The sequence below is a fragment of the Nocardioides sp. genome (assembly GCF_050246775.1).
GTDB lineage: Bacteria > Actinomycetota > Actinomycetes > Propionibacteriales > Nocardioidaceae > Nocardioides.
In genome coordinates this window covers 979747-998421 of record NZ_JBFWVK010000001.1, presented here as the reverse complement: position 1 = coordinate 998421, position 18675 = coordinate 979747, and the positions used below count along the sequence as shown (strand labels likewise).

19 protein-coding genes are annotated in these 18675 nt (G+C 69.3%); 10 read left to right on the top strand and 9 right to left on the bottom strand.

Annotation, left to right across the window (positions count from 1 at the left end; all coding sequences use genetic code 11):
- Positions 1-29 precede the first annotated feature (29 nt).
- Positions 30-2108, bottom strand: coding sequence for an amylo-alpha-1,6-glucosidase (locus AB7I40_RS04720; protein WP_428343889.1), 2079 nt, complete (start codon positions 2106-2108; stop codon positions 30-32).
- A 179-nt stretch (positions 2109-2287) separates the two neighbouring features.
- On the opposite strand from AB7I40_RS04720, the gene AB7I40_RS04715 reads away from it, so the two are divergent.
- Genes AB7I40_RS04715 through AB7I40_RS04700 form a run of 4 tightly spaced genes read left to right on the top strand, consistent with a single transcriptional unit; the run spans position 2288 to position 6646 of the window.
- Positions 2288-3316, top strand: a complete 1029-nt coding sequence (locus AB7I40_RS04715; protein WP_428343888.1) for a LacI family DNA-binding transcriptional regulator — start codon at positions 2288-2290, stop codon at positions 3314-3316.
- Between the two features lie 50 nt (positions 3317-3366).
- Positions 3367-4623, top strand: coding sequence for a sugar ABC transporter substrate-binding protein (locus tag AB7I40_RS04710; protein WP_428343887.1), 1257 nt, complete (start codon positions 3367-3369; stop codon positions 4621-4623).
- The gene (locus AB7I40_RS04705) at positions 4620-5765 is read left to right on the top strand and encodes a carbohydrate ABC transporter permease (protein WP_428343886.1); all 1146 of its coding nucleotides are present in this window, start codon (positions 4620-4622) and stop codon (positions 5763-5765) included. Before AB7I40_RS04710 ends, AB7I40_RS04705 begins: the two co-directional genes overlap by 4 nt.
- Entirely contained in the window at positions 5762-6646 is an 885-nt protein-coding gene (locus tag AB7I40_RS04700) for a carbohydrate ABC transporter permease (protein ID WP_428343885.1), read from the top strand. Before AB7I40_RS04705 ends, AB7I40_RS04700 begins: the two co-directional genes overlap by 4 nt.
- Before the next feature lie 7 nt (positions 6647-6653).
- Here AB7I40_RS04700 and AB7I40_RS04695 read toward each other — a convergent pair whose 3' ends face one another.
- From AB7I40_RS04695 to AB7I40_RS04685, 3 genes are all read right to left on the bottom strand, one after another.
- Positions 6654-6830, bottom strand: coding sequence for a hypothetical protein (locus tag AB7I40_RS04695; RefSeq protein ID WP_428343884.1), 177 nt, complete (start codon positions 6828-6830; stop codon positions 6654-6656).
- An 87-nt stretch (positions 6831-6917) separates the two neighbouring features.
- Positions 6918-7472, bottom strand: coding sequence for a DUF4143 domain-containing protein (locus AB7I40_RS04690; RefSeq protein WP_428343883.1), 555 nt, complete (start codon positions 7470-7472; stop codon positions 6918-6920).
- An 86-nt stretch (positions 7473-7558) separates the two neighbouring features.
- Positions 7559-9397: a phosphoenolpyruvate carboxykinase (GTP) gene (locus AB7I40_RS04685; protein WP_428343882.1), complete on the bottom strand. Its 1839-nt coding sequence runs from the start codon at positions 9395-9397 to the stop codon at positions 7559-7561.
- Between the two features lie 159 nt (positions 9398-9556).
- Between AB7I40_RS04685 and AB7I40_RS04680 the strand changes: the two genes are divergently transcribed.
- Both AB7I40_RS04680 and AB7I40_RS04675 read left to right on the top strand, forming a co-directional pair.
- Entirely contained in the window at positions 9557-9892 is a 336-nt protein-coding gene (locus AB7I40_RS04680) for an ArsR/SmtB family transcription factor (RefSeq protein WP_428343881.1), read from the top strand.
- Positions 9889-11577, top strand: coding sequence for a SulP family inorganic anion transporter (locus AB7I40_RS04675; protein ID WP_428343880.1), 1689 nt, complete (start codon positions 9889-9891; stop codon positions 11575-11577). Before AB7I40_RS04680 ends, AB7I40_RS04675 begins: the two co-directional genes overlap by 4 nt.
- A gap of 4 nt (positions 11578-11581) precedes the next feature.
- On the opposite strand, the gene AB7I40_RS04670 is transcribed toward AB7I40_RS04675, so the two are convergent.
- Positions 11582-12415: a DNA/RNA non-specific endonuclease gene (locus AB7I40_RS04670; RefSeq protein ID WP_428343879.1), complete on the bottom strand. Its 834-nt coding sequence runs from the start codon at positions 12413-12415 to the stop codon at positions 11582-11584.
- Between the two features lie 151 nt (positions 12416-12566).
- Between AB7I40_RS04670 and AB7I40_RS04665 the strand changes: the two genes are divergently transcribed.
- The 3 genes from AB7I40_RS04665 to AB7I40_RS04655 are packed head-to-tail and all read left to right on the top strand — an operon-like array spanning position 12567 to position 13877.
- Positions 12567-12878, top strand: a complete 312-nt coding sequence (locus tag AB7I40_RS04665) for an ArsR/SmtB family transcription factor (RefSeq protein ID WP_428343878.1) — start codon at positions 12567-12569, stop codon at positions 12876-12878.
- Positions 12875-13372: an SRPBCC family protein gene (locus tag AB7I40_RS04660; RefSeq protein WP_428343877.1), complete on the top strand. Its 498-nt coding sequence runs from the start codon at positions 12875-12877 to the stop codon at positions 13370-13372. The genes AB7I40_RS04665 and AB7I40_RS04660 overlap by 4 nt, the downstream gene beginning before the upstream one ends.
- 40 nt (positions 13373-13412) lie before the next feature.
- Positions 13413-13877 carry a GNAT family N-acetyltransferase gene (locus AB7I40_RS04655; RefSeq protein WP_428343876.1) on the top strand — a complete coding sequence of 155 codons (465 nt, stop codon included), beginning with the start codon at positions 13413-13415 and terminating at the stop codon, positions 13875-13877.
- A gap of 9 nt (positions 13878-13886) precedes the next feature.
- Here AB7I40_RS04655 and AB7I40_RS04650 read toward each other — a convergent pair whose 3' ends face one another.
- Positions 13887-15275 (bottom strand): glutamate decarboxylase, encoded by a 1389-nt coding sequence (locus AB7I40_RS04650; protein WP_428343875.1) that lies wholly within the window; start codon positions 15273-15275, stop codon positions 13887-13889.
- Between the two features lie 41 nt (positions 15276-15316).
- On the opposite strand from AB7I40_RS04650, the gene AB7I40_RS04645 reads away from it, so the two are divergent.
- On the top strand, positions 15317-15652 hold the full coding sequence (locus AB7I40_RS04645) for a hypothetical protein (protein WP_428343874.1): 336 nt from the start codon (positions 15317-15319) through the stop codon (positions 15650-15652).
- A gap of 7 nt (positions 15653-15659) precedes the next feature.
- Here AB7I40_RS04645 and AB7I40_RS04640 read toward each other — a convergent pair whose 3' ends face one another.
- The 3 genes from AB7I40_RS04640 to AB7I40_RS04630 form a co-directional block, all read right to left on the bottom strand.
- On the bottom strand, positions 15660-17153 hold the full coding sequence (locus tag AB7I40_RS04640) for a hypothetical protein (protein WP_428343873.1): 1494 nt from the start codon (positions 17151-17153) through the stop codon (positions 15660-15662).
- Positions 17154-17217: 64 nt separating this feature from the next.
- Positions 17218-17517, bottom strand: coding sequence for a hypothetical protein (locus AB7I40_RS04635; RefSeq protein ID WP_428343872.1), 300 nt, complete (start codon positions 17515-17517; stop codon positions 17218-17220).
- 32 nt (positions 17518-17549) lie between these two features.
- Positions 17550-18653, bottom strand: a complete 1104-nt coding sequence (locus tag AB7I40_RS04630; protein ID WP_428344291.1) for a DNA glycosylase AlkZ-like family protein — start codon at positions 18651-18653, stop codon at positions 17550-17552.
- Between the last annotated feature and the right edge of the window lie 22 nt (positions 18654-18675).

Sequence of the window (18675 nt, the reverse complement as noted above, 5' to 3'; positions counted from 1 at the left end):
TTCCACGTGTGGCCACCGCGGATCGAGACTCAGTCGTTGACCGTGACGTCGAGCCAGGACGGTGCCTTGAGCTCGGTCACTGCTCCACTCGCGTCGAGCCGCACCTCGCACGGTTCGCCGCCCACCGTCAGCCCGGTCACCGACAGCTCCCCGAAAGGCCCGGGGCGCAGCGGGTTGAGCGTGAGGGTACGGCCGGGCACGTCCGCGCGGATGCCCAGGACGCCGGACACGATCGCCGCTGCCGAGGCTGCAGACCAGGCCTGGGGCCGGCACGATGCCGGGTAGGGGACTGGTCGTCCCAGGCCGACCTCCCCGCCGTACAGCTCGGGGAGCCGGAACTCGAAGTGTGAGGCTGCGTCGACCAGGCTGCGCAGCACCCGGGCGGCGACCTCGCGGTGACCGTCGTGCACCAGGCCGAGGGCGCAGATCGCGGTGTCGTGGGTCCAGACGGAGCCGGTGTGGTAGCCGATCGGGTTGTACGCCGGGTTGGAGCGACTGAGGGTGCCGATCCCGAAGGGCCCCAGCAGATCCGGGTCGGCGAGCCGCCGCGCGACCAGGGCGCTCTCGTCCGCGGTCAGCATGCCCGTGCCCAGGACGTGGCCCATGTTGCTGCCGACGCCGTCGACGGGCCGGCCGGCTCCGTCCAGCGCCATGGCCAGGTAGGGCCCCCCGCCGTCGCTCACCCAGAACTGCTCGCGGACCCGGTGGGCCAGCGCGGTGGCCCAGGTGCGCAGCTCGTCGCCGCTGTCGCCGGAGACCTGCTCGAGGAGGTCGGCGGCGTTGAAGGCGGCCTGCACGGCGTAGGCCTGGGTCTCGACCAGGGCGATGGGTGCACCGGCGATGCTGCCGTCGCGGTGCCGCATGGCGTCACCGGAGTCCTTCCAGCCCTGGTTGGCCAGCCCCGAGCCGGTGACGTCGACATAGCGGAGGAAGCCGTCGGCGCTGGTGTCGACCGATCGGCGCATCCAGCCGAGGGCGCCGTCCAGGCTGGGGCGCAGCTCGCTGACCGTGGCGCTCGGCATGCCCCAGCGCCAGGCGTCGTGCAGCAGGCTGATCCACAGGGGTGTGGCATCCACGGTGCCGAAGTAGATGGGGGGCAGCCGCAGATGGCTGGACGGGTCGGCGTAGGTCCCACGGCGGACCTCGTGCAGGATCTTCCCGGGCTCCTCGGCATTGGCAAGGTTGTCGACACGGCCCTGCCGGCGGGCCAGGGTGCGCAGGGTTCCGGCCGCGAGGTCGGTGCCGAACGGCAGGGCGAGGCGCGCGGTCCACAGGGCGTCGCGACCGAAGAGGGTGAGGTACCACGGCGTCCCGGCCGCGGCGAAGACGTCCTGTGGCGACTCGGGGTCGGACAGGGCGAGCCCGCGCAGATCGGCGAACGAGGCGTCGCAGGTGAGGTCGAGTCGGCGGTCCTGGGCTCGGACCGACAACGCCGCCCAGTTCAGGAGGTGGGCGCCGGGGTCGGCGTCGAAGGGGGTGGTCGAGGTGCGTGCGACCTCCACGACCAGGTTCACGACCTGGTGGGTGCCGGGCTCCAGGCTCACCTCCCAGCTCAGCTCGCCGCAGCCGTCAGCCGCGACGGTCGCCGCGCCGTGCGACGAGGTCACGACGGTGCGGTGTCGCCCGTCCTCCCAGGTGACCCGGCTGTCCGCACCGGCGCTCACCTTCAGTGGTCCTGCAGGTGCTCCGCCGCCCTTGACGACGGCCAGGTCGGCGCCGTCCCCGGCGACGCGCACGGTGATCGTGCCGGTCACCAACGAGTCGGCCCGGGATCGCACCGTGACCGTCTCCACCAGGCCGCCGAGGCGCAGCACGCGGTCGCGGTGGATCTCCACGGTCGGGTCCGGGCCAGGCGTGCCGAGGTGGCGCGCCACCGCCAGGATGCTGGTCCGGCCGCCGCTGCTGCTGGCGGCCACGGTTGCCGGCGCCACACCGTCGCAGGTCAGGTCGAGCACGCTGAGCACCCGGCGGTCGTCGCAGTAGAACCCGGTGCCCGGGGCGCCGATCGTCCCGTCGCCGTCGCTCAGGCAGGTCTCGTTGCCGAGCACCGCGATCTCGAGGTCGTGCAGCCAGGGCTGCTGGTGATCGTTCACCGCCGTGGAGGTCATGTGGGCTCCCCGGACGGGCTCACGCCGTACGGCGCTGGAGGGATCGGGAGGTCGGAAGCGACCTCTTGACAGTCGAGTGTGATGAGGGGCACAGTTGCCGACCATACCGATTTGAACCTTCAAATTCCACCGAAACGAGTGTTTGAACGTTCAACATGACCAGGATGAGGTGAGGACACGTGACGCAAGGCGACGTCAGCCAGCGGGTCACCATCGAGACCGTGGCCGCCGCAGCACAGGTCTCTCGGCAGACCGTCACCAACGCCCTGCGCCACCCCGAACGGGTGCGGCCCGACACGCTGACCCGCGTCCGGGCCGAGATCCAGCGGCTGGGCTACCGGCCCTCGCTGGCCGCGCAGTCGCTGCAGTCGCAGCGCTCCGGCGCCATCGGCATCGAGCTCAACGCCCTGGGCCCCAGCTACCACAACGCGACCATGACCCCGTTCCTGGCGGCCCTGAGCGTGGAGTCGGTGCGACACCACATGCACATGGTCACCTTCGGCTCCGCCGGTGACACCCCCACGCTCGACGCCTACGAGCAGATGCGCCAGAGCCAGGTCGTCGATGCGTTCGTGATCGCCGACACGCACCGTGGCGATCCCCGACCCGACTGGCTCAGCGCGCGTGGGATCCCGTTCGCGTCGTTCGGGCGGGTCTGGGACGACCCGACCTTCACCCGCTGGGTCGACGTCGACGGTCACGACGGGACCGCCCTGGCCGTCGAGCACTGCCGCGCAGCCGGCTACCAGCGCATCGGCTACCTGGGCTGGCCCGAGGGCGACTCCGCCGTGGCTGACGGTCGTCGCGAGGGCTGGCTGCACGCCTCGCGGCGCAACCGCGGCTACCTGCTCGGCCCTCAGGCCTCCACTCCCGACGAGCTGGCCTCGGCCACAGCGGCCGCCGAGCCGATCGTGGCCGAACTGGGCCGCTCCGGCGCCATCGTGTGCGCCTCCGACGTGCTGGCCGTTGGCGCCCTCCACGCGGCCCAACGGGCCGGCCTCCGCCCGGGCACCGACATCGGCATCGTCGGCTTCGACGACTCCGAGCTGGCCCGGATGCACGGCCTGAGCAGCATCGCTCAGCCGATGTCCGCGATCAGCAGCCACATCCTGCGACTCGTCCACGAGTCGCTGTCCGGGCAGCAGCCCGGCGCTGAAGGCGTCCTGCTCAGGCCCGATCTGACGATCCGGGCCAGCAGCACCCCCTGAAACACCGCACCACCCCGGTAGTGACCACACCCCGCCCCAAGGAGATCGACGTGACCAGCAGGACAACCCACACGCACCGCCTCATCGCGGTCGGCCTCGTCGCCGGCCTCGCCCTCTCGGCCTGTGGCGGCGGTGGTTTCGACGACGAGGAGGGCTCCACGAGCCAGTCGTCAGGGGACGGGCCGGTGAAGCTCAAGATGCTGATCGCCTCCTCGGGAGACGCCGAGACCGCAGCGGTCGAGGCCGCGACGAAGAAGTGGGCCGACGAGACGGGCAACACCGTCACCGTCACGGTCGCCAGCGACATGCCCCAGCAGCTGGCCCAGGGCTTCGCCAGTGGCAGCCCGGCCGACGTCTTCTACCTCGATGCGGCGGCGTTCCCCAACTACGCGCAGAACGGCAGCCTCTACGCCTACGGAGACGAGATGGCCGACTCCAGTGACTTCTACGAGCCGCTGAAGGAGACCTTCACCTACGACGACACCTTCTACTGCGCACCGAAGGACTTCAGCACCCTCGCCCTCGAGATCAACACCGCGGCCTGGTCGAAGGCCGGTCTGACCGACGCCGACCTCCCGACCACGTGGGACGAGCTGGCCGCGGTGTCGAAGAAGCTCACCACCGGCGACCAGGTCGGGCTGGGACTCTCGACCGGGATCGACCGCGTCGGGGCCTTCGTGGTCCAGAACGGCGGATGGTGGCTCAACGACGACAACACCGAGGCCACGGCGAGCGACCCGGCCGTCGAGGAGGCACTCACCTACGTCCAGGACAACGTGAAGGCCGGCAACTTCGCCTTCGCCAACCAGCTCGACGCCGGTTGGGGTGGCGAGGCCTTCGGGACGGGCAAGGCGGCGATGACCATCGAGGGCAACTGGATCAAGGGCGCCATGCTCAACGACTACCCGGACGTGAAGTACACGACGGTTCCGCTCCCGGAGGGCTCCGCAGGTGAGGGCACGCTCGCCTTCACCCAGTGCTGGGGTGTGGCCGCCGACTCCTCGGCCCAGGCTCAGGCCGTCGACCTCATCGACGCCCTGACCGACGTCGAACAGCAGATGGCCTTCGCCGACGCCTTCGGAGTGATGCCGAGCCGGACGAGCGCCGCGGCCACCTACGAGGAGAAGTACCCCGAGGATGCAGCGTTCATCGCAGGCGGGGACTTCGGTCACGGTCCGATCAGCGCCCCCGGGATGGAGCAGGTCGTCGCCGACATCAACTCCAAGCTCGAGAGCCTGGGCAGCGCCGATCTGCCCTCCGTCCTCGAGGACTTCGACACCAACGCCAACGCGGTCCTCGGCAAATGAGCGGCGCGGCAGTCACCACCGAGCGGGGGACCCGTCATGCCGGGTCCCCCCGCGGAGGGGACAGGGGTGAGTCGGCGCGCAGGTCCCTGGCCGGCTGGGTGTTCATCACCCCGATGGTCGTGGTCCTCGGACTGTTCCTGGTGCTGCCGATCGTGATGGCCCTGTGGGTCTCGGTGAGCGACTGGAGCGGCAAGGGCAGCCCGTTCTCCTCCCAGGTGGGATACGTCGGGCTGGACAACTACAAGCCCCTGCTGACCCAGGAGGGGCTCAGTCGACAGGACTTCATGCTGTCGCTGCGCAACACGTTCTACTACGTCGTGGGCGTGGTGCCGCTCCAGACGGTGCTGGCACTGGGCCTGGCCGTCATCGTCAACCAGAAGTTCCTCAAGGGGAAGACGTTCTTCCGCACCGCCTTCTACTTCCCCTCGGTGGTCTCCTCGGTGGCCATCTCCCTGGTGTTCATCTTCCTGTTCACCGGCACCGGTGCCATCAACCAGGCATTGAGCGCGGTGGGGATCGACGGCCCCGTGTGGTTCTCGGACTCCCGGGGCCTGGTCCACCTGATCGGCAACGGGCTGGGACTGTGGAACGCCGACAGTCCACCGGGAGCGCTGGCCGACCACGACGTCATGGGGCTCTCGCTCTGGGACTGGCTGGCCGGGCCGAGCGTGGCCATGTCGGCCATCATGATCCAGGTCATCTGGACCACGGCCGGCACCTTCATGCTCCTTTTCCTGGCCTCGCTCCAGGATCTCTCCACCGAGGTCCAGGAGGCCGCCATGGTCGACGGGGCCACCAAGTGGGGAGTGTTCCGCAACGTCACCCTCCCGCACCTGCGCCCGGCCCTCCTGCTGGTGGTCACCCTCGGGGTCATCGGCACCTGGCAGGTCTTCGACCAGATGTACATCATCACCAAGGGCGGGCCGTCGAAGACGACCCTGACACCGGCGTACCTCTCCTATCAGGCGGCGCTCGAGCAGAACCACTGGGGACAGGGGGCCGCGATCGCCTTCCTGCTGTTCGCCCTGATCATCGTGCTGACCTCGCTCCAGCGCTACTTCCTGCGTGACCGGGACGAGGCGGCGGAGAAGAAGGCCCGCCGGGCGCAACGGCGCACCGCGCGCAAGGGAGCATCCGCATGAGCTCGACGAACACCCCGATCGCTGCCGGCAAGAAGAACGACAGTCCCCTCGAACGATCAGGCACCGGTCGCAAGGTCGTGGTCTACAGCCTGCTGACCTTCTTCGCGCTGATCTACATCTACCCGTTCGTCATCCAGGTCGTCACCTCGTTCAAGACGAACGCCGATGCCGTCGCCCGGCCGCTGGGTCTGGTCCCGGACCCGTGGACCACGGCGGCGTTCCACCGGCTGGCCGACACGGACTTCAACATCTGGTTCATGAACTCCGTGATCGTCGCGGTGATGGTCACGCTCGGGCGGGTGCTCTTCGACTCGATGGCCGGCTACGCGCTGGCCCGGATCGACTTCCGGGGCCGTGCACTGGTGTTCAACGCGGTGCTGGCCGTGATGGCGGTGCCGGCGATCGTGCTCCTGATCCCCAAGTTCCTGGTGCTCAACTACCTCGGGATCTACAACACCTACCCGGCGCTCTTCGTGCCGCTGATGATCGACGCCGCGGGCGTCTTCATCATGCGACAGTTCTTCGTGTCGATCCCGGTCTCGGTGGAGGAGGCAGCCCGCATCGACGGAGCGGGCCCCTTCCGCACCTTCTGGTCCATCGCCCTGCCGATGTCCAAGCCGGCGCTGATCACCCTCACGATCCTGTCGTTCCAGGGCTCCTGGAACGAGCTCGGTCACTTCATCATCGCGACCGACGACCCGAAGTTCTTCACCCTGACCCGGGGCATCGCCCAGCTCACGTCCGGTGGACTGGGCTCAGGCCAGCAGTTCCCGATCTCGATGGCGGCCGCGCTGCTCATGACGATCCCGACGGCCATGGTGTTCATCGTCTTCCAGCGGTTCTTCACCCAGGGTGCGAACGCGGGCGCCGACAAGGGCTGAGGTCGTCCTACTGGCCTTCGCCCACCCAGGCGTCCCACTTGTCGGGCTCCTGGTCGTCGGTCAGCTCCTTGACCGCATCCGCACGCTGCGAGTCGCCCTGGGGCGCACGCTCGTCGGACTGGGTGGCGGGGGCCGGGCCGTCCGGCTCTTCGGTGTCGGGCGCTGGTGACTCCTCGGTGCTCATGTGCACGCCGTACCCGGGCAGCGGGTAGGTATGTCCGCGCGCAGTGGCACAGCCCATGTCAGGTCGAATGCTCGCCCGCTCGTGAGACTAAGGGCCGAGGGCTCCGATGGGGATGATGATGATGCCGAGCAAGGCCGGCTCCCCGACCTTGCTCGTGTCGACCTTCTGGGCGAACTTGAGAAGCCCCGCTGCGGCATCCTCAAGGGCTCGTTCACCACCGAGCTTGACCTCGAAGGCTGCCCAGTGGCCGGCTCGGGCCTGGATGATGACGTCGACCTCGAGTCCGTCGCTGTCTCGGTAGTGGTGGACGGTCGCGTCCAAGGGGGTGGCATAGACGCGGCAGTCTCTGATCACGAGGGACTCGAAGAGCAGTCCAAGGTAGTTCAAGTCGGTGAGTAGCCGCTTCGGTCCTGCCGCGACAGCAGCGGCTGCCAGCGAGGGGTCGACGAAGTGGGTGCGTGGGCCGTTGCGCAGGGTGGCACGGGAGCGCAGGTGCGTGCTCCACGGCGGTTGCTCTTCAATCACCATCAGGCGGCGTAGGGCGTCGAGGAAGCCGTAGACGGTGTCGAGGTACACCTGGCTGGCGGTGAACTGCTCTGCGGCGAACGTCGTGCCGCATGCCTTGGGACCTTCCAGCAGCACGGCGCCAGTACGGGAGATCTGTCGGACCAGCTCTCGGCCACACCTATGCGGCGAGGGTGGTGCAACGAGGGGTGCCCTTGAAGGGGTCAGTCCGCGGCCTCGTCGAGAGCCTTGGCCACGCGACGGTGTGCCTCCCAGATCTCCTCCGGCAGGTTGTCGAACTGCTCGAGGTGGGTCTCGCGGAAGCCCATCTCCTGACGCCAGCGGTCCACGTCGATGGACAGCACTGTCGCGAGGTCCTCAGGGCTGATCTCGACGCCCTCGAGGTTCAGTTCCTCGGCGGTGGGCAGGATGCCGACGGGCGTCTCCCGACCGGTGACCTCACCGTTCTTCAGCTGCAGGAGCCACAACAGCGGGCGCAGGTTGTCGCGGTAGCCGGGCCACAGGAAACGCCCGTCGTCGCCACGCTGGAACCAGTTGACGTGCGCGAAGATCGGCTGCTCGGTGGCCGCGCCGACGATCTTCAGGTAGTGGGCGGCGTAGTCACCTTCGCCGTAGGCCATGAACGGGCGGTTCGACATCGGGTCGTAGCGCAGCATGCCCTCGACCCCCTCGGCGGCGAACGTGGCTTCAGCGCCGAGCGTCAGGCCGTCGTACACGCCCTCGGCGAGGTCGGTGATGGCGCGGATCAGCGGTTCACGGTCCCGGGTGCGGCCGCCGAAGATGATCGCGTCGATGGGTACGCCGGGCGCAGCGTCGTAGTCGTCGGCGATGTTGGGCACATTGGCCAGGGTCGTGGTGAACCGGCTGTTCGGGTGCGCCCACGGGGCGGTGTCGCCCGGCTCGCGATCCGCGATCGGTGCGCCCTTCCAGTCGAGCCAGCCTGCGGTGTCGGCGGGCGGCTCGGGGGTCCGGCCCTCCCACCAGACCTCCTGGGTGTCCTGGTTGTAGGCGACGTTCGTGAAGATGGCTCCGGTGCCGGGGCCGACGGACTGGAGGGCCACCGGGTTGGTGCCCTCGTTGGTGTCCTTGGCGACCCCGAAGACGCCGTACTCCGGGTTCATGCCGAAGAGCCGGCCGCTCGCCTCGTCGACCCACAACCAGGCGATGTCGTCGCCGTAGAAGGAGACGTGGTAGCGCTCGCCGAGGGCGTCGGGAGCCAGCATCATGGCCAGGTTGGTCTTGCCCGAGGCGCTCGGGAAGCCGCCACAGATGTGGTAGTCCGTGCCGGTCTGCTTGTCGTGGATGCCGATCAGCATGTACTGCTCGCCGAGGAAGGTGTCCGAGGTCCACCCGTCGTACGCCGCCTGACGCAGGCCGTGGGCGATCTTGCCGAGCAGCGCGTTGCCGCCGTACGACGACCCGAAGTGCAGGATGGTGCGCTCGTCGGCGACGGTCACGAAGTAGCGCTGGTCCTCAGGGGTGCCCTGCCCCAGGTTCTCCAGATCCCCGGTGACGTGCACCGCGCGCACGAAGTGGCGCGGGTCCTCGAGGTTCTCCACGTGCTCCACGCCCACGCGAGACATCCGGATCATGTGGAGCACGACGGTGCGGGCGTCGGTGAGCTGCACGCCGGTGGCCCAGGCGGCGAGCGCGTTGCCGGGCGGAGCCATCAGGTAGGGGATGACATACATGGTCTTGCCGGCGGACGCGCCGCGCATGCGCTCGGTGAGCAGGGGTGTCATCTCGGCCGAGTGCCGCCAGTTGTTGTAGACGCCGCGATCCTCGGCCTTGCTGCTGGCCACGATGGTCCGCTCCTCGGAGCGGGCGGTGTCCAGGTGATAGCTGCGGGAGTAGTAGCGGCCCTCTCCGGCAGGCAGCAACTCGCCGCTGTCCAGTGCCTCCGCGACGAGGCGGGCGTCGTCGGCAGCGCTCACGACCTCGACGCGCGCTGCGCCGGTCAGCTCGGCCCAGTAGCGCACGTAGTCGCGCACGTGGGGGTTCGTCACGCCTGCCTGGTCCAGAACCTGCTCCACGTCAGCCATTCGCCGTCCTTGTCCTCGAGGCACTTGTGGCCAGACGCTACCGTAATTGAAGATGTTTGCAAGTCGTGTAGTCTTCATATGCGGGTGACGTGACCCGAAACACACCCGAATCCGCGCGAGGAGCGAACCCGAGAAGATGAACCGGAAGCCGATGCCGTCATGACAGTGCCCCTCTACCAGGCGAAGGCTGAGTTCTTCCGTACGCTCGGTCATCCTGCGCGGATCCGCATCCTCGAACTGCTGTCCGAGCGCGATCACGCGGTGCATGAACTGCTCGAGAAGATCGCGATCGAGCCGAGCAACCTCTCCCAGCAGCTGGCGGTGCTGCGGCGTACGTCGCTGGTCGTCTCACACCGCCAGGGCGGCGAGGTGGTCTACTCCGTGAGCGTGCCCGAGGTGCGCGACCTGCTCCTGGCAGCGCGCAGCATCCTGTCGGGGATCATCGCGGTGCGGGGCGAACTCGAGGCCGAGCTGACCCCCTCGCAGCAGCCGTGAGTACGGCGTCGCACACCCTGACCGTCGCCTTCTCCCGGACCGCGCAACTGCTGCCCCGACGCTCAGACTGGGCTCACGGGCGGCCCCGGCGCGACCTGACCGCCGGGCTCATGGTCGGGCTGGTCGCCCTGCCCCTGGCGCTCGGCTTCGGGGTGAGCTCCGGGATGGGCGCCTCCGCCGGACTGGTGACCGCGATCGTGGCCGGTGCCGTGGCGGCGATCTTCGGCGGCAGCCGGTTCCAGGTCAGCGGCCCCACCGGCGCGATGACCGTCGTGCTCGTGCCGATCATCGGCACCTACGGACGAGACGGGGTCCTGGTCGTCGGCCTGCTCGCCGGACTGATCCTCATCGGTCTTGCCTACGCCGGCGCGGGTCGGTTCATCCGCTACGTTCCCGTCCCGGTCGTGGAGGGGTTCACCGTCGGCATCGCGGTCATCATCGCCCTTCAGCAACTGCCTGGCGCCCTGGGTGTCGACGCGCACGCCGAGAAGGTCGTGCCCCTCGCGGTCGAGGCGGTGCGTGCCTGGGTGGCCACTCCGCACGGGGTGCCACTCGCGATCACCGTCGCCGTTGCCGTCCTCGTCCTGGCCCTGTCCCGGGTCGTCCCCCTGCTGCCCGGCTCCCTGATCGCCGTGACCGCGGCGACCCTCGCGAACTCCGTGCTGGGCTGGGGCGCCGCCTCGATCGGCCAGATCCCGCACAACCTGCCACGTCCCTCACTGCCCGACGTCCCGTGGGCCGAGCTGGACGCACTGCTGCTGCCGGCAGTCGCCGTCGCGGCCCTGGCCGCGCTCGAGAGCCTGCTGTCGGCGACCGTCGCCGACGGCATGAGCGTGGGGCAACGGCACGACTCCAACCGCGAGCTGGCCGGGCAGGGACTGGCGAACCTGGTCGCTCCACTGTTCGGCGGCATCCCTGCGACGGCGGCGATCGCCCGCACCGCGGTGAACGTCCGGTCCGGCGCCACCTCACGCCTTGCCGCGCTCACCCATGCGGTCGTGCTGCTGCTCATCGTCCTGGTGGCCGCCCGCTGGGTCGGCGAGATCCCGCGTGCCGCCCTGGCCGGCGTCCTGATCGCCACCGCCGTGCAGATGGTGCGGGTCTCCGCACTCGCCGCACTGATGCGCTCGACCCGGGGCGATGCCGCGGTGCTGGCGATCACCGCCGTCGCCACGATCGCGGTCGACCTGGTCACCGCGGTGATCGTCGGGCTGGTCGTCGCCGGGTTCTTCGCCCTGCGGGAGACCGCGCGCTCTGCCCGTCTCGAGGAGATCCTGCTCGACGACGCCGACCACGTCGACGAGGAGCAGGCGCTGCTCGACCAGCACATCGTGGCCTACCGATTGGACGGCCCGCTCTTCTTCGCGGCCGCCCACGACTTCCTCCTCGAGCTCGCCGACGTGACCCGGGTCCGGGTCGTCATCCTCCGGATGTCCCGCGTCACCGCGATCGACGCCACCGGAGCCCAGGTCCTGGCCGACACCATCACGCGACTCGAGAACCGCCACGTCACCGTCCTGCTCTCCGGCGTCCGTCCCGAGCACGAGAAGGTGCTGCGCGAGCTCGGGGTCTACGGCGGGCTCGCCCACGAGCGCCACCTGTTCACCAGCACCCCCGACGCCATCGAGCACGCCCGGGTTCATGCCTCGCGCATCGCCCACACCGCCCAGGAGAGCGCGAAGTAGCAGCTCACCAGTCGATGTCGCCGAGCCCCGAGATCAGCCGGGGAGGGCCGGCGCGACGCGCGCCCTGGTCGGTCTGGACGGCTCCGCGGTGCACGTCGTCGCCGAAGCCGAGCTGCACGAGGTCGGCCAGGTCGGACAGCGACAGCTCGAAGGTGTGGAACGCGTCCAGCGGTGAGATGGACCTGAGTCGATCGAGTGACTGGGTCAGCACGAACGCGCGCGAACGTGGTTGGCCCTCGACGACGTACGAGACGACCTTCCAGTAGGAGCGCGGGATCCGGAAGTCGTCGAAGGCATGGTCGTCCGGGGCCAGGACCGGCCCTCCGAAGACGGTCAGGCGCTGCTGCACCTTCAGCTCGGCGAGTACGGCGTCCTCGAGCAGGCCCCACACCCCGCTGAGGTTGGGGCGGTTGAAGTCGTCGAGCTGCGGACAGATGTTGGTGAAGTGGAACGAGTCGACGTTGCTCGCCTTCGCCTCCTCGATCGTGGCGCCCCACAGCAGGTCGGCGCGCCTGGCGATGTGGCCCTGGTCGATGGGGTTGGCGGCGTAGTGCTCGGCGCCGATCTGGGCATCGGGTGGCACTCGACGGTCGAGGCGGAAGGCCACCCGTTTGAGCTGGTCGTCACCGTCGCCACTGCGCAGCGTGGTCTTGTCGATGTTCCAGGCCACCCATCGGCACAGTCTCCGCGAGCTGCTCAGGACCAGCGAGAAGTGGGTGTAGTCGATCACCGGGGAGCCGTCGACCAGCACCAGGTCGTCGTCCCAGGCGCTCGAGTCCGGGGGCGGCAGGGCGACTCCCAGGAACTCCTGGTCATAGCCCGTGCCGATGCCGTCCACGCCGCCGCCTCGATGTCGCGGTCCCGAGAGGGTCGGATTCAGTCTCTTCCGCGACCGGCTGGACCACAACGGTCAAAGGGGATCAATCATGAGAAATCCGGATCCAGCTCGACCGTTGACATGTGACCAAATGGTCACCTATTGTCGAGGGGTGGATGCGGTGTTCAAGGCTCTGGCGGACGCGACTAGGCGCGACCTCCTCGATGCCCTGTTCGCGCAGGACGGCCAGACCCTGTCGGCTCTCGAGGAGCGGGTGCCGATGACCCGGTTCGGGGTCATGAAGCACCTCAAGGTGCTGGAGGAGGCCGGCCTCGTGGTGACCCGCAAGCGTGGGCGCGAGAAGTTGCACTTCCTCAACCCCGTCCCGATCCAGCTCATCCAGGACCGCTGGGTGAGCAAGTACGCCGAGCCGTGGGCCGCTGCGCTCACTCAGCTCAAGACTCAGTTGGAGGACAACTCATGACCAGCAACGTCACGACTGTCTCGTTCGCCCGGGGGACCGCCCCGGTGGGGGACACGGCGGTCTTCGAGATCTTCATCCGAGCCACCCCCGAGCGCATCTGGGAGGCCATCACCGACCCGGCCCAGCGAGCGGTCTACAGCTTCGGGCTGGAGACGCACTCGGACTGGACGACCGGGTCGTCGTACCGTGCGGTGGCGCCCGGGTTCGGCACCATGGCCGAGGGCGAGAACCTGGTCGTGGATCCGCCACACCTGCTCGTGCAGTCGTTCAGGGCCCTGTGGAGCGAGGACGTGGCGGGCCAGGGGACCACGCGCGTCACCTGGGAGATCGAACCGGTGGGGGACTCCTGCCGGCTCACGGTCGTGCACGACCAGCTGCCCGACAGTGCCAACGCCGAGCTGTACGGCGGCTGGCCGATGATCCTCTCCGGGCTCAAGACGCTGCTGGAGACCGGTGACCGACTGACGACGCCGGGCTCCTTGATGTACACCTGAGGCGGTGGTGGGCTCGGGCACATCGGCGCACACTGGTGTCATGGTCGAACTCGTCGGTCCCGACGGTGCGTCAGTCGCAGCCGCGGCCCAGTTGCTGCACGACTTCAACCTCGAGTACGACGAGCCCTCACCGCCGCCGGCGCAGCTCGCCGACCGGCTCGCACAGCTGATCAGCGGCGACCAGGTCAGCGTGCTGCTGGCCCGCGACCCTCACGAGGTGCCCGTCGGGGTCGCCGTGTTCCGCCTGCAGCCGTCGATCTGGAGCCAGGCGCAGGAGGCCTACCTGGCCGAGTTGTACGTCGTACCGGCTCGGCGCGGGCAGGGCTACGGCCGCGAGCTCATCACCGAGACCATCCGGGTCTGTCGCGACCGTGGAGCCGACTACGTCCTCGTGGTGACCAGTGAGGAGGACCGGCTCGCCCAACGCCTCTACGAGGCGGCCGGGTTCCGGCGGACCGAGGGAGACGGGGGACCGGACATGATGGCCTACGAGCTCGAGCTGTGAACCGCACCGTCAGTGGTGGAACCCGGTAGGGCCGCTGGCGAGCTGGCTCGAGGAGTCCTCGAGCTGCCGAACCGCCGCCCCCAGGTGCTCCAGGAAGGTCTCGGCCATGTCGTGGCCGAAGCCGTTGCGGCACACGATACGCAGCACCGCCAGGTCCTGCCGATCCGCCGGGAACCGGTAGGCGGGGACCTGCCAGCCGCGCTCGCGCAGGGTCCGCGACAGCGCGAAGGCGTCCCACCCCTCCACGGTGTCGCTGGTGGTGAAGGCGAAGACCGGCAGCTCGTCTCCACGCGAGATGAGCCTGAACTGGGGCAGGTCGCCGACGGCCGCCGACAGGTAGGTGGCCACGTCGCGGCTGGCCTGTTGGACCGCTCGGAAGCCTTCGTGGCCGAGTCGGAAGAACGTGTAGTACTGCGCGACCACCTCGGCCCCCGGGCGGGAGAAGTTCAGGGCGAAGGTGGGCATGTCCCCACCGAGGTAGTCGACGTCGAAGACGAGCTCACGCGGCAGTGCGTCGGCGTCGCGCCACAACACCCAGCCCACGCCCGGGTACACCAGGCCGTACTTGTGCCCGGAGGTGTTGATGGAGGCGACCCGCGGCAGGCGGAAGTCCCACATCAGGTCGGGGTCCAGGAACGGCGCGATCATCGCGCCCGAGGCGCCGTCCACGTGGATCGGGACGTCGGGTCCGTCGCTGGCCAGCTCGTCCAGCGCAGCGGCGACCTCGGCCACCGGTTCGTAGCTGCCGTCGAAGGTCGAGCCGAGGATTACCACGACCCCGATGGTGTCCTCGTCGCACAGCGCCACCGCCTCCTCGGCCCCGAGGTGGAACCGGTCCCCGCTCATCGGCACGATGCGCGGCTCGACGTCCCAGTAGCGGCAGAACTTCTCCCAGCAGACCTGGACGTTCGCGCCCATCACCAGGTTGGGACGACGCTGGGAGTCATCGACGCGGGCCGCCCAGCGCTTCTTGAGCGCCAACCCGGCCAGCATGCAGGCCTCACTCGAACCGGTGGTCGAGCACCCGGTGGCCCGTTCGGGATCGGGGGCGTGCCACAGGTCGGCGAGGATCGCGACACAGCGCCGCTCCAGCTCGGCGGTTTGCGGGTACTCGTCCTTGTCGATGATGTTCTTGTCCACGCACTCGCTCATCAGCTGCCGGGCCTGCGGTTCCATCCACGTGGTCACGAAGGTCGCCAGGTTCAGCCGCGCGCTGCCGTCGAGGGTCAGCTCACTGTGGATCAGCTCGTAGGCCACGTCTGCCGGCACCGGCGCAGCCGCCAGCCGGCTCTTGGGCGGCTCGAGCCGCTCACCCAGCGCTGGATTCGCCTCCGTGACCACCGGGTTCGAACTGCGCTGATCGGAACCGGACGACATCGAACCTCGGTGCAGGGCCATGGGACCACTATGCCGCGCCGGGTGGGTCTAGGCTCAGCAACGTGTGGTCGCTCTGGTCGGAGAACTCCATCCTCTCGATCTGCTCGCAGGACTCGGTCCTGTCGATCGGCAGTGCCGCGTCCGTGGCCTCGTTCGCCAGCGTCGGGTCGTTCGCGTCGGCCGCATCCATCGGCTCGGCGATGTCGGTCACCTCGCTGTTGTCCTACCAGAGCGCAGGGTCGGCGCTGTCACACCAGAGCAACGGAGCCGTCCTCTCCAGCCAGTCCACCCACGGCGTCCTGACCCGCCGGGCCAGCGGACCGGTCCCGCCAGGCGTCGTCGGCGCCGGGGTCGCACTGGTCCTGGCGGCGATCGCCGTCCACCGGGCCCTGCGCTGAGCGCGCGTCAGCCGCAGGAACGCACGATGTCCTGAGTCCGAGCCTCGGCGGCGGGATCCTCCAGCAGGAACTTCGGGTCCTGCAGCTGCTCGACCCGGAAGACGTCGATCATGCGCCCGGCCACACACCGCGCCTGGTCGTGGCTGAAGCCGTTGTTGAGCATGCCCACGCCCAGGTAGGTCCGGGTCACGGCGCGGGTGACGGCCTTCTGCGAGACGTCCTTGCCGATCGTGCTCTTCTCGCCCGGGTCGCACGACTGGAAGCGCAGCCGGTTGCCTGTCCGGCTCACCTTGGCGTCCGCGCGGGACCCGGCCCCGGCCCATCGGTCCAGAGCGTCGTACATCCGCGCGGTGTCGCGACGGGTCGCTCCGACGTAGGTCATCCGGGCACACGACGTACCGTCCACCTCGTAGGAGAGGTAGGCGTCGCCTCCCCAGCCGTCGGCGGCGGCGAGGGCCTCGTCGAGGGGCAGCCGCTCGGCAAGCATGAGGTACCAGGTCACGACGCCCAGCTGGCCGGAGTCGAACTCCTTCTCGCCGTCCTCGAGCTTCGGGATCGCCACCTCGACCGCGTCCGGCTGCTCGATCAGCACCGAGAACGGGTCCAGCAACGACGTCTCCTGGGTCGGCGTGTCGCGGAACAGGTCGTTGACCGCTCGCGTGCCGTCGTCCGCGGCGGCGGTCTCGACGAGTGCCTGTCCGAGCGTGTACGGCGAGGTCATCATCGTCACGATGACCTGGGGGACCTTCGTGATCCGTTTGCCGGCCCGGGCGGCCTCGCCCTGGCTGCTGGCATCCAGGGCCTTGCGCTGCTTCTTCGTCAGGGAGGCTCGGTAGAGGCCCTCCACGCGCCTGGCGTCACCTTCGATCAGCGCGTCCAGGACCGACTCGCTGGCATCGAGGCTCGGTTCGTCCTCAGATGCATCGCGGAACTTCTCCATCCGGTCGCCGACGTCGAAGTGCTGGTCCTGCAGGGCGTGGGTGAGTTCGTGGACCAGGGTGGAGCGCACTCCCGGGGTGATCTTCTTGCCGCGCACCGTGATCCGCTGGTCGTCGAAGGAGTAGTAGGCCAGGGTCCCGGCGCCACTGAAGTCGTTGACGGCCTCGAACAGGTCCAGCTTCCCGGTGACCAGGCCCAGGGCCCGCACCATCCCGGTCACCTGCTCGATCTCGGCACGGTCGTCGTCGCTGAGGTCCTCCTCGTCGGTGCGCAGGTCCTTCTCGAAGGCGGTCGGCGCGAGGAAGCGCACCTCGACCGGGTGCAGGAAGAGCAGCCCCCGCTCCCGCTCGGTGGCCTTCACCAGGGGCAGGATCCGGCTGTCCCAGTGGTCGGGGTAGGCAGGCTTCGCCTGCGTCGCATCGCCGCGGGTGAGCATGAAGCCCGTCGCCGCGACGAGGACCAGCATCACCGCGACGGCGATGAGGAGCAGGCCGAGCGGAACCTCCGGTTCAGCGCGGTCGTCGGGCGGCGTGGGTGCAGAGGGGACCCCGAGATTGGTCATGGCGGCACGCTAATCGTCGGGCGACGATGGGCAGGCGCGATTGTGGAAAGTGCAACCGATCGGACTAGTTATCTCGGCGCTGCTGCAACCTCTCCTGGGCAGCAGCCAGGTAGGCCAGGCACGGGGCGTCGGTGTCCGGGTGCTTCTCGGTGAGGTGGAACGTCCACCGGTCCATGGCCGCCAGGTAGCCGTTGTCGGCGCCGGGGCGGTAGGCCGACCAGCGGAGCCGGTCGCGGACGACGCAGCTGGTGCAGCTGATCTTGTAGACGAACCGGTTGGTGGCGTCGAGCTCGATCTTCACCCGTGCCAACGGGCCGGCTTCCGTGGCGGCCTTCTTCTCACGAGCAGAGCGGCTCGCCGTCATGTCGCACCCCTGATGTCTGTGGATCTGGCAGCCTACGTGAGCTGCAGACCCTCCAACTCGAGACCCAGCCAGCGTGCCAGGTCCCTGATCTCGAGCCCGACGTCCGCCGACATGGCCTCGGTGAACGGCTCGTCCTGATGGACCGCGCGGACCCGGAGTACGCCGTCAGCCCGGTCGGCGGCGGCATCGAGCTTCCCGACCAGGCGCTCGTCGTACAGGATCGGTAAGGCGTAGTAGCCCCACCTGCGCTGGGCCACCGGCTTGAACATCTCGAGCTGGTAGTCGAAATCGAACAGCTGATCCATCCTCCTGCGGTCCGCCACGAGCCGGTCGAACGGGGACAGCAGCGCTGCCCGACCGGCGAAATCCCTGTCCAACTGCGACGGGTCGACACGCCAGGTGCCCCTGACCCCCTCGACCACCGCCGGTTCACCGGCCCCACCCACGCCGTTCGGCTCACCCTGGGTCTGCGGTCCGCCGACCCTGGCGATCCCCAAGGAGCGCAGTCGTCGCTGGTCGCGCAGCGCCCGGGCCTCGTCGGCCGGCACCACGGGGTCGTCGGGATGGACCCGCGAGGCCAGGTCCCAGAGCCGCTCCCGGCCGGAGCCACCGGCCGCTGCGACCTCGCCGCGGCGCACCATCAGCGAGAGCAGCATCCGGGTGCTGCGGTGGTTGTTCCACCCGCTGGAGCGCCACGGCACCACACAGGTGTCGGGCAGCTCGCTGCCCGGCAGCGGGCCGTCCGAGCGCAGCCGGTCCAGGATGTCGAGCCGGCAGGCGTTGTTGGCCCGCACCCAGTCGCGGAGCTCGCGCTGCCAGGACTGCAGTGGCTCAGGACCGGGCCAGGCGTCCATGTCGGCGCGGAACAGGGCCAGGTCCTCGGCCGGCCGGGCCAGGCCCTCCAGGTCGATCAGCGCCTGGGAGTCCAGGGCGTCGCGCAGCTCGTCGGGGGAGTACGCCGAGCCGAGCCGGCTCCACGCCACCAGATCGGCGCTCGGGGCGATGGGTGCCGCGGGGTCGAGCTGCAGCAGGCCAAGGTGGCGCACCAGGTCGAGCAGGTCCGTCGGTCGATCGGCGTCGAGCAGCTGGGCACGCACCGCGATCCTGCGAGCCTCGACCCGGGACAGCTGGTGCATGCTCACGTTGTCGACGGTATCG